The sequence below is a fragment of the Microbacterium sp. zg.Y909 genome (assembly GCF_024626565.1).
In genome coordinates, this window is sequence record NZ_JANJFJ010000149.1 from 1 (window position 1) to 10,239 (window position 10,239).

At 69.2% G+C, this 10,239-nt stretch carries 11 protein-coding genes and 1 tRNA gene; 4 read left to right on the forward strand and 8 right to left on the reverse strand.

The genetic code is table 11. The annotated features are described in order from the left end of the window. Positions 1–862, forward strand: an 862-nt coding sequence (locus NQ160_RS11990; protein WP_257515464.1) for a family 20 glycosylhydrolase, incomplete at its 5' end; no start/stop codon positions are given. On the opposite strand, the gene NQ160_RS11995 is transcribed toward NQ160_RS11990, so the two are convergent. Continuing rightward, entirely contained in the window at positions 859–1,257 is a 399-nt protein-coding gene (locus NQ160_RS11995; RefSeq protein ID WP_257515465.1) for a DUF7882 family protein, read from the reverse strand. The genes NQ160_RS11990 and NQ160_RS11995 overlap by 4 nt on opposite strands. Before the next feature lie 231 nt (positions 1,258–1,488). Beyond that, the gene (locus tag NQ160_RS12000) at positions 1,489–2,538 is read right to left on the reverse strand and encodes a YihY/virulence factor BrkB family protein (RefSeq protein ID WP_257515466.1); all 1,050 of its coding nucleotides are present in this window, start codon (positions 2,536–2,538) and stop codon (positions 1,489–1,491) included. 232 nt (positions 2,539–2,770) lie between these two features. On the opposite strand from NQ160_RS12000, the gene NQ160_RS12005 reads away from it, so the two are divergent. Next, complete coding sequence (locus NQ160_RS12005; RefSeq protein WP_257515467.1) at positions 2,771–3,976, forward strand: NAD(P)/FAD-dependent oxidoreductase; 1,206 nt, start codon at positions 2,771–2,773, stop codon at positions 3,974–3,976. A gap of 8 nt (positions 3,977–3,984) precedes the next feature. Here the strand turns inward: NQ160_RS12005 and NQ160_RS12010 are convergent, their stop codons facing one another. After that, positions 3,985–5,013, reverse strand: coding sequence for a helix-turn-helix domain-containing protein (locus tag NQ160_RS12010; RefSeq protein ID WP_257515468.1), 1,029 nt, complete (start codon positions 5,011–5,013; stop codon positions 3,985–3,987). A gap of 422 nt (positions 5,014–5,435) precedes the next feature. On the opposite strand from NQ160_RS12010, the gene NQ160_RS12015 reads away from it, so the two are divergent. After that, complete coding sequence (locus tag NQ160_RS12015) at positions 5,436–6,194, forward strand: EI24 domain-containing protein (protein WP_257515469.1); 759 nt, start codon at positions 5,436–5,438, stop codon at positions 6,192–6,194. Between the two features lie 110 nt (positions 6,195–6,304). Next, positions 6,305–7,063, forward strand: a complete 759-nt coding sequence (locus NQ160_RS12020; protein WP_257515470.1) for a hypothetical protein — start codon at positions 6,305–6,307, stop codon at positions 7,061–7,063. A gap of 111 nt (positions 7,064–7,174) precedes the next feature. Here NQ160_RS12020 and NQ160_RS12025 read toward each other — a convergent pair whose 3' ends face one another. From NQ160_RS12025 to NQ160_RS12045, 5 genes are all read right to left on the reverse strand, one after another. Then, entirely contained in the window at positions 7,175–7,342 is a 168-nt protein-coding gene (locus NQ160_RS12025) for a hypothetical protein (RefSeq protein ID WP_257515471.1), read from the reverse strand. A gap of 35 nt (positions 7,343–7,377) precedes the next feature. Further along, positions 7,378–8,220, reverse strand: a complete 843-nt coding sequence (locus NQ160_RS12030; protein WP_257515472.1) for an alpha/beta fold hydrolase — start codon at positions 8,218–8,220, stop codon at positions 7,378–7,380. 297 nt (positions 8,221–8,517) lie between these two features. Then, complete coding sequence (locus tag NQ160_RS12035; RefSeq protein ID WP_257515473.1) at positions 8,518–8,880, reverse strand: hemerythrin domain-containing protein; 363 nt, start codon at positions 8,878–8,880, stop codon at positions 8,518–8,520. Between the two features lie 93 nt (positions 8,881–8,973). Continuing rightward, complete coding sequence (locus NQ160_RS12040) at positions 8,974–9,846, reverse strand: alpha/beta hydrolase (RefSeq protein ID WP_257515474.1); 873 nt, start codon at positions 9,844–9,846, stop codon at positions 8,974–8,976. A gap of 264 nt (positions 9,847–10,110) precedes the next feature. Further along, positions 10,111–10,202: transfer RNA gene (locus tag NQ160_RS12045), tRNA-Ser, on the reverse strand. Positions 10,203–10,239: the final 37 nt, after the last annotated feature.

The window sequence follows — 10,239 nt, forward strand, 5'->3', positions numbered from 1 at the left end:
GCGCTTCATCACCGTGGTCCCCGAGATCGACCTGCCCGGGCACACCAATGCCGCGCTCCACGCCTACGCGGAACTCAACGCCGACGGCGTCGCCCGCGAGGCCTACCACGGCATCGAAGTGGGGTTCTCGTCGCTCTCCGCCTCGCCCGAGCGCGCCGAGGCGACCGACCGGTTCCTGCGGGACGTGCTCGGCGAAGTCGCCGCGCTCACGCCCGGTCCGTGGCTGCACGTCGGAGGCGACGAATCCTGGTCGACATCGCCCGAGGACTATCGCGATCTCGTCCGGCGCATCACGTCCGCCGCCGCGGGCACGGGCAAGCGCGTCATCGGCTGGCACGAGATCGGGTCGTGCGACGACCTCCCCGCCGGCACGATCGCGCAGTACTGGAGCTACCTGCAGCCGGTGTCACCGGCGGCGGAGCAGGTGCGTTCCGTGGTCGCCCGCGGCGGGCAGGTGATCATGTCGCCGGCCGACGTCGCGTATCTCGACATCCGCTACCCCGAGGACATCCCCACTCCCGGCGGCTACGCGCTCGGCCTGGACTGGGCCGATGGGCCGACGTCCTTCGACGCCGCGTATGCGTGGGAGCCCACGGCCATCGTGGACGGCATCGCGGAATCCGACATCCTCGGCGTGGAGTCGCCCCTGTGGACCGAGACGGCGCTCACCATCGCCGACGTCGAGCACCTCGCGTTCCCCCGTGCCGCCGCGCTGGCCGAGATCGGCTGGTCGGCTGCCGGCGACCGCGATCCGGTCGAGTTCGCCGGTCGCGTCGCGATGCTCGGACCGGTATGGGATGCCGCCGGGCTCCGGTACGCGCGACTGGGCGCCGTGCCCTGGCCCGGCGCGGACCCGGCCTAGCGGGCTGCGCCGGCGCCGTCGGAGACCAGGTCGCCGGCACGCAGCCGCGGGCGCGGCCGACGGCCGGGGACGAGGTGCTGCGTGGCGTCGGGTCCCGGAGTGTGCAGCGGCGGCAGCGTCAGGGCGCCCGTACGGGAGACCTCGTGGGCGAGGTCGCGGATGCGCTGCGGGTCGAGCGCGCAGGGTTCCGCGGAATCGAACAGGAAACGCAGCGGGATGCTCGGCGAGATCCACAGCGTCGTGCGTCCGGCAGGACTCTGCGCGTCGTGCCGCCAGGCGACGGTGAAGCTCTCGCTGCGGCGCAGCTTGGTCGTCATCACGACCTTCAGATGCGCCAGCAGCACATCCTCGATGTGGACGGGCGAATCGGCGGATCCGTAAAACAACATGCCCATGGCGCTCTCCTAAACGTTGCACACCAGGTCGCGGAGAGTCTTCAAAGAGGGCGATTCGACAAGCGATTCGGGGTGCTGGTGTGACGGCGACTGAGCGGCGTCTGCGGGACCTGTCTTCTCACAGTACGGCCGCGGTGACGCTCCGGGGCCGTTTGGGGCTGACCTCGAGGTGAGGACTCTCTCATCCAGGCACCGCCGGTAGCGGCGACGCAGGAGGTCTGCCCCTATCGCCTACCCGTCGCCCTCGTGCTCCAGGCGGATACGGCGCCCCTCGGCGACGTCTTCGCGCTCCTTCTCGGCACGCTTGTCGCTCTTACGGGTGTCGCGCGCGGGCAGCTGGATGTTCTCCTCCGCCGCGATGCCACCCTGAAGCTGTCGGCCGCGTTCGAGCTCGGCGTCGAACTCCGCTCCGAAGAGAAGGGCGAGGTTGGCGATCCACAGCCACAGCAGGAAGACGATGACTCCGGCCAGCGAGCCGTAGGTTCGGTCGTAGTTGGAGAAGTTCGAGACGTAGAGGCCGAACCCGAGCGTCCCCAGCGCCAGCACGACGATGGCCAGGAGCGCACCCATGCTGACCCAGCGGAACTTGGGCTGCTTCGCGTTCGGGGTGGCGTAGTACAGCACCGCGACGAGGAAGACCACGATCAGCAGCAGCACCGGCCACTTGGCGATGTCCCATGCCAGGCGCACGCCCTCACCCAGGCCGAGCGCACTGCCCACCGCGTCGGCGACGTCGCCGGAGAGCACCAGCCCGATCGCGACCAGCGCCAACGAGACGACGGCGATGATGGTCACCACGAGCTGCATGGGGCGGAGCTTCCAGAAGGGCCGCCCCTCTTCGATCTCGTAGATGCGGTTCATGGCCCGGCTGAACGCTCCCACGTACCCCGACGCCGACCACAGTGCCACCAGGATGCCGATGATCAGCGCCAGGCCGGCGCCCGGGGCCTCGGACAGCTGCTCGACGGGGCCGCGCAAGGCGTCGGCGGTGTCGCCAGGGGCCACGTCCTCGACGATGCCCAGCACAGCGTCGGCCGCGGCACCGCTCTGCCCGACGACGCCGAGCAGCGAGAAGATGGCGATGAGCGCCGGGAAGATCGCGAGCACCGCGTAGTAGGTCAGTCCCGCCGCGGCATCCACGCAGCCGTCGGCGGTGAACTCGCGGATGGTCTTGCCGAGCACGTACTTCCAGGAGCGCTTGCTGATCTCGGTCGGCTTGTCGGGCTTGTCCGCCTGGTCGGGGTGTGGCGCGTCGGTGCGGGTGTTCTGGTGCTGGCTCACTGTTGCCGTCCTTCCATCGTGCGGGGCGCCCGGGGGCGAGGCCCGACCAGCAGTATCGGCATGAGCGACGCTGCCGGGCAGGTGGTTGCCAAGGCCGGAGGCGTGTGCTTGCCCGCGCGCCACATCATCGTCTCGCTCGCGTATTCGTCGATGCCGACAGCCCGCCTAGGCGATCGGGCCGCGCCGGGCAAGCCCGTTGTCCAGTCGGAGCCGGCAGGGGTTACTGGGGGGCATGACCTCAGCATCACGCACAGCCCGCGCAGGTCATCGGGTCGTCGTCATCGGCGGAGGCAATGCCGGCCTCAGCGTCGCGGGGCGGCTGCGCCGAGCCGGCGTGCGCGACGTCACCGTCATCGAACCACGGGAGACGCACATCTTCGCGCCGCTGCAGTCGCACATCGCCGGTGGTCGGGCGCGGGTGGCCGACGCGGTGCGGCCGCAGGCGAAGGTGACGCCCCGGGGGGTGCGGTGGGTGCAGGATGCCGCCACCGCCATCGACTCCGCGCGGCAGACGGTGCAGGTCGCCGGCGGCGCGGAGCTGCCCTACGACGATCTCGTGATCTGCCCCGGCATCCGCATGCTCTGGGACGCCGTCCCCGGGCTCGCCGAAGCCATGCGCACCGAGGCCGGAGTCTCGAACTACGATCTGGAGCTCGCGCGCAAGGCGTCGCCGGCGCTGCGGGACCTGACCGGCGGCACGGTGGTCTTCGTGCAGTCTCCGAGCCCGGCATCCTGCGCCGCCGCGGCGCAGAAGCCCATGTACCTCGCCTGCGACTGGTGGCGTGCTCGCGGAGTGCTCGAAGATGTCCGCGTGGTCTTCGCCACCCCCGAGCCCGAGCTCTTCCACGTCGCCGAGGTCGACGCCGAGCTGCGGCGGAAGGTCGCCGAGTACGGCATCGAGGTGCGGCGGGCGACCGATCTTTCGAGCGTGGATGCCACCGCACGCACCGTGACCCTCGCGCACGGCGGCCGGGAAGAGGTACTGGGCTACGACCTGCTGCACGCGGAGCCGCCGCAGGGGCCGCCGGCCTGGCTGCAGACCTCGGGACTCGCCGACGCCCGCGGATACGTGGACATCGATCCCGAGACGCTACGCTCGCGCCGAGTGCCGACCGTGTGGTCACTGGGCGATGCCGCCGAGACGCAGACGCCCCGTTCGGGCGGAGCGATCCGCACCCAGAGCACCGTGCTGGTCGACAACCTGCTCGCCGCGCTCGAGGGACGGCCGCTGCCTGCCCGGTACGACGGCTACTCGGTGTGCCCCTTCACCGTCTCGCGCGACACCGTGGTGTTCGCGGAGTTCGACCGCGACGGTGACCCGGAGCCGACCCTGCCCTGGTGGAAGGGGTCGATGCGGGAAAGCCGCCTGACGTGGATCCTCGACCGCTACGTGCTGCCCTGGGTCTACTGGAACCTCATCGTCAAGGGTCGCGCGTAAGGCGGACCTCAGCTCGCGCCGGAGGTGTCGGGGCGCCCGGAGACGAGGCGTCCGAGGCCTTGGATCGCGTGATCGGGTCGCCCGGCCAGATGGCGCACGAGAAGCGGCAGAAGGGCGAGCGCGATGAACCCCGAGATCAGCTTGTCCATCAGCGACGTGATGATGTTCGACGAGAACACCGCACCCCAGAACTGGTGACCGATGGCCACGAGGTTGCCCGACAGCGTTTGGGCGCCGGCGTTGATCGAGAACCCGCCGTAAACGAACATGATCAGCAGCGTCGCCACGAGCGTGCAGCACACGCCGACGAGCAGGCTGAGCACGAGGACGCGCGAGGGGGAGCGCCCCATTCGCCACTGCCGCACGCCGTATCCCCAGACCAGAGCGCCGACGATGTTGACGACGGTGAACGGGATTCCCACGAGGGTCCATTCGAAGAGCGCGAACAGCCCGTGCGTGAGAATCGCGACGGCGACGCCGTACCAGGGACCCAGCGCGACCGAGACGATCGCGGTGCCCACCATGTCGAGATACAGCGGCAGCGCGAGTGTGCGGACGAAGATCGATCCCGCCATGTTGGCGGCGACCCCCAGCGCGACGATGATCGTGCCGGCCAGCAGGAACGAACGGACGACGGGACGGGACGCGACAGGCGGGATCGCGGCTTCGTCTCTCGGGGCCGGGACGGGTTGCGCAGGGGCGGGGGCCGGTTCGGGAGGACTGGTGGGGACGGCTGGGGTGACTGGGGTGGCTGGGCCGACCTCTTCGGCACGGGCACGCACGCAGTAATCCCGCCAGTACGCCGCCCGCTCGGCATCCTCACCCAGAACGGTCGCGATGTCCGCCACCAGCCGTGCGTTGATGCGGCGCCGGCCGGCACGGAAGGCATCGTAGACGGTGGAGCGTCCGACGTAGGCGGCGGCCTCGCTCATTCCGCGGGCTTCCCGCAGCCGGCGCACCCGCTCCGCGATCTGCGCGTAGCTGACGTCTCCGGCCGTGAGCCTGAGCAGCTGGAAGTCCGCGACGAAGCGGTCCATGATGCTCCCCGATGGGAGCGGGTCGTTCGTGTGCACTCGCCCCTCCCCAGAGCTCGCGGGCGACGGCCGGCTGCTGAGGAGCATAGCGCGCGGACGCGGGACGCTCGGCTGCGGAGATCGTGGTTCCGGGACCGTCCGGGAACGTCCGGGAACCGCTGCCGGCGCCGTCCGGTTGACCACGCGGCGGTAAATTGGCATTCACTCACCCGCCACCCGACGGGGCCCGACAGCGTCGGCGCACCGACAGGGAGAAGAGACACCCAGGGGACCGGCGGTCTCGCGGGAGGAGCAGGTGGCCGGGGTGCACCCCGACGAAGCTGTGGCGCTGGGGGGCGCTGTTCCGGCTTCAGTCGAGGGTCAGGCACCCCGGCCACCCCACTTCGGCGTCGGTGTGGAGTCCACGACCTCTACGCTGAAGGGCTATGCGCGAACTGACTCGGGGCCTGGGCGATCTGGCCCGCGGCTTCGGCCTGTGGCGTCGGCGGCCCGGCCTGATGGCGTGGGGGCTCGTGCCCGCCGCCATCGTGGGGGCGCTGTTCCTCGTGGGCCTGGTGACCCTGGTATTCTTCCTGCCGTCGATCGCCGAGGCGCTCACCCCCTTCGCCGACGGGTGGCCGGCGGTGTGGACCACGGTTGTGCGCGTCGCTGCGGGCACGGCGGTGTTCGCGGCGGCGCTGGTGGTCGTCGCGGTGTCGTTCACGGCCCTCACCCTGATCGTCGGCGAGCCGTTCTACGACCGCATCTGGCGGGCTGTCGAGTCAGAGACCGGCAGCGAGGGGCTGGACGCGCCATACGGATTCTGGCGGTCCGCCGCCGATTCACTGGCCCTCATCGCCCGCGGTCTCGGGATCGCCGTCCTCGCGGCGCTCGGCGGGCTCGTCCCGCTGATCGGAGGACCCCTGGGGGCCGCAACCGGCATCGTCCTCACCGGGTGGCTGCTCGCCGACGAACTGACGGCGCGGGCGCTGGCGGCCCGCGGCATCGACCGACGCTCGCGGCGGCGCCTGCTGCGCACGCAACGAGGTCGCGCGCTCGGATTCGGCATCGCCACGCAGCTGTGCTTCCTGGTGCCGCTCGGGGCGGTGGCGGTCATGCCCGCGGCCGTGGCGGGCTCCACGATGCTCGCCCAGTCCCTGCTCAGCGGCACGGCGAGCCGTCCGGCATCCGATACCGCACGCTGAGCGGCACACGCAAGGGCAGATCTCCCCATCGGGGCCCGCGGCCCGCCCACGCTACGGTGGCGCTGATCCCGCGACACGGATGCCGCGGCGGAAACCCGGGGGAAGACGACATGAGTACCGAGACAACCGCGACCGCTCAGTCCGCTGCCGGCTCGACCGGCCAGCCGAACACGCCGAAGAAGAAGGTGCCCTGGTGGGTGTGGGCACTCATCGGCTTCGTGGCCCTGGCGCTGGTGATCGGCGTCATCTGGTTCGTGAGCCAGGACGACGACGATGCCGACGATGCCGGCGATGCCGGCGTCGGCCCTGCCCCGGCGGCCGTGGAAGAGGCTCCGGAGGAGGATGCCGCCGACTCCGCCGTGGAGCGTGAGGAGTTCGCCGGTACCGGCGACATGGTGATCCCGGTCGCCGTCGCCGGCGCCGCCATCGTGTCGTTCACGTGCGAGGACTGCACCGGCAATGTCCTGGTGACCTCCGATTCCGAGGAGGGGATGCTGGTGAACGGCATCGGCGCCTACTCCGGATCGCGGCTGGTGAACATGACCGACGGCTCGGCGATGACGGCTATCGCGGTCGAGGCCGACGGCACCTGGGAGCTCGTCGTGGACGATGTCGAGAACGCCCCCAGCTTCGACGGGGCGGTCACCGGCACGGGCGATCAGGCGTTCTGGATGACGGGCGAGTTCGAGTCGGTGGCCTTCGTCAACGGCGAGCAGCGCGGCAACCACGCAGTGTGGGCCTACCGCAACGGCATGACCAACCCCCTCATCCTCAACGGCACCGGCCCGGCGGATGAGACGGCCGAGATGACCGGGCCCGCCCTCGTGCAGGTGTCGTCCAAGGCCGAATGGACGCTGACGCCGCAGTAACCCGCCGACACGATCACCCGCGCTCAGCGGCATCCGCTTCGGTGGATAGGGCATCGCGCAGCTGGGCGCGGGTGGTCATCGCCGGCTGACGCAAGCCGCTGGGGTCCGCCGTCACGCGTACCGCCTCAGCTCGTCCGCCATGAAGTAGTTCTGCGTCTGCGGAGAGATCAGCACCAGATACCTCTCGCGCTTGTGGTCGATCCATATGACGGTTCCGACGTTGCCCGTCATCCTGGATCCCGTGGCCTGGACGGTGTCACCGACCTTGAAGTCCTGCATGTGCTTCTCCCTCAGACCTCTCGAAGCCACCGACGTCACTTCGCGAGGAAGGAGGTCAGCGCGCGATTGACCTCGTCGGCGTGCGTCCAGAGCAGTCCGTGCGGGGCGCCCTCGATCTCGACATATTCGGCAGCCGGGACTGCTGGGTGGAAGCGGCGGGCGGTCGCGTCGATCGGGAGGATGTTGTCCTTGGTGCCGTGCAGGATGAGCGTGGGCTTCTCCGCCGCTCGTACGGCCTCGACGTCGCCGCGGAAGTCCTCGATCCAGGACGAGACGACCGCGTAGGCGGCGACGGGCGCGCTGCCGACCGCGACGTTCCAGCTGCCGGCCACCGCCTGCTCGCTGATGCGGGATCCGAGGTTCTCGTCGAGGTTGTAGAAGTTCTTGTAGAAGTCGGTGAACCAGGCGAAGCGGTCGCCCTTGGCAGCGGCCTCGATACCGTCGAACACCCCCTGAGGAACGCCTTCGGGGTTGTCGTCGCGCTGCACGAGGAAGGGCTGGAGGGAAGCGAGGAAAGCGAGCTTCGCGACGCGATCGTGCCCGTAGCGACCCACGTAGCGGGCGAGCTCGCCGGTGCCCATCGAGAATCCGACCAGCACGACATCCTGCAGCTCGAGAGTCTCGAGCACGGTGTTGAGGTCGGCCGCGAAGGTGTCGTAGTCGTAGCCCGCGTTCACCTTGGATGACTGGCCGAAACCCCGGCGATCGTACGTGATGACCCGGTATCCCTGGGCGAGCAGTTCCCGGGTCTGACGCTCCCAGCTGTGCCCGTCGAGCGGGTACCCGTGGATGAGGACGACGGGCTGGCCGGCCCCCTGGTCTTCGTAGTACAGCTCGATCGGAGCGCTGTTCTCGTTTCCGACGGCGATGTAGCCCATGATGCGGGTCCTTTCGATTACGGGACGGCACAGTGCCGCCATCAGTCGCAAGCGAACACCGTGTTGCCGGAACCGGGTCAACTGCCCCGGGCGAGGGCATTCCGGAGCCACTTGCCCCTGTTCCCGGGACAGGCCCTTCGCTGGGCACATGACGCACACAGACCAATCGGAACGAGGACGGGTCCGGCGCCTCACGGCCTTGGCCGCGGTCGGGATCATGACGATGCTGATGAGCGCATGCACCGCCGGCGCGACTGCCGAGCCCGACGCAAGCGCACCGGGTGCCCTGGATCAGTTCTACGGGCAGGACGTCGAGTTCGGCGGCTGCGAGGATTTCGCGCAGACGGAGCCCTGCTGCAGGTACCGGAGCGCGTCCCGCAACTCAGGATGTGCAGCAGCGATCGCCGGGAACAGCTCGCGGTCCTCACCCTCGTGATGCCCGCTCAGCGCCAGGCAGAAGCCGTGGCAGAACAGCAGAAGCTCCCGCGCGGCACCGTCGGAGGGGTTGGCGCCGGCAGCGCCCTGCGCCGCTTGCAGTGCGTACCGCAACCGGCGGTGGACCTGTGGTAGCTCCGCAGACCAAGCAGCCAATCGCGCATGCTCACCGATCGTCGGCCCCGGACCAAGAACGATCAGTTGAAAAACCACCACTGGGATCACCTGAGAGGTGCGCTCCTGTAGGCAGCGAACTCGCGGCACCAAGAGGGCTGTCGGCAGATCACACCCACTGCCGACAGCCCTCTCGGACAGAACTCAGCTCCCAGTGAGTATGGATGCGACCGTCTCACTGTGACGGATGAACCCGGCGTGGGAACTGTCGATCGTGTGCACGGCGAACTCGTTGTGCGGCACGGCACGGTCAGCGGCCGCGATCATCCGGTCCTGCAGAGCAGGCGGGATGGAGCGGTCCTGGCTGAGCCGGACGAACGTCCTCGGGATCGCGCCCCAGGTGTTCGGGTCGACCGATCCGTCGCCCATCATCACAAGCACCGACTCGTCCGGTTGCATGATGTTCAGGAAGGCCAAGAACTCCGCCTCGGTTGCCTCCGCCATCGTCGCCTCATGCAGCAGGCCGAGCTGCGTCCGGTCAGCAGTGCGATAGTTCGCCCGCCCCGTGCCGACCACTGCAGGGTCGCCAACGGCCACGCCGGTCAACTCCGGCAACATGCTCGTGGCGAACTCGGGTTCGCCCATCCACTCGATGGGGTTCGCACGTTCGACGCACACCCAGGCCGAAACGTACACGATGTGTGCGAAGAGTTCCGGCGCACGGCTCGCCGCAGCGCCGATCGTGATCCCGCCCAGGCTCGCCCCGACGAGCCGGACCGGGCCGGTCTTCGCAAGGGCACGCGCGGCGGAGAGGACCGCGTCGACGTTGTCGTCCAAAGTGACGCTCGCCAGCGTGGAGAATTCGGAACCGAGGGCTTCGAGATCCTGAGGCGCCTGGTAGGAGACCGGATACTGGGCGTGGAGTCCATGACCGGGCAGGTCGATGGCGTACGAGCGGTAGCCATCGACCGCCAGCTGCCGCTGCAGTGGCGCCCACATGGACGAGCTCGTGCCGGCCCCGTGGACCAGCAGAAAGGTGGTCGACGGATCGACGGGAGAAGTGGTTCGTGCATTCATGGTTGGTTCCTGTCGCTGAGAAAGAGATCTCTTTCATCGGCAACTCGTCGTCGGCCGCCCGGGAGGGCACACTGATCGATGCCACCAGCAGGGTGGCGGGGAGCGCCGACTCAGGCCGAGCGCAGGCGAATGTACTGAAGAACCATGAGGCCACCATAGCGCCGACATAGACAAGCGCTCGGCGAAGCGCCGTGGCTACCGGCCGCCCTATGAGACAGCTATGGCCCGCGATCCCAGTGTTTCAAGGGATCTCGGACCATCGACTGGCGGAGACGGAGGGATTTGAACCCTCGGTCCCCATAAGGGGACTCCACCTTAGCAGGGTGGTGCACTAGGCCTGACTATGCGACGTCTCCAGGCATCCGACGACAGGCGACGGACGCGCTCAGCCAT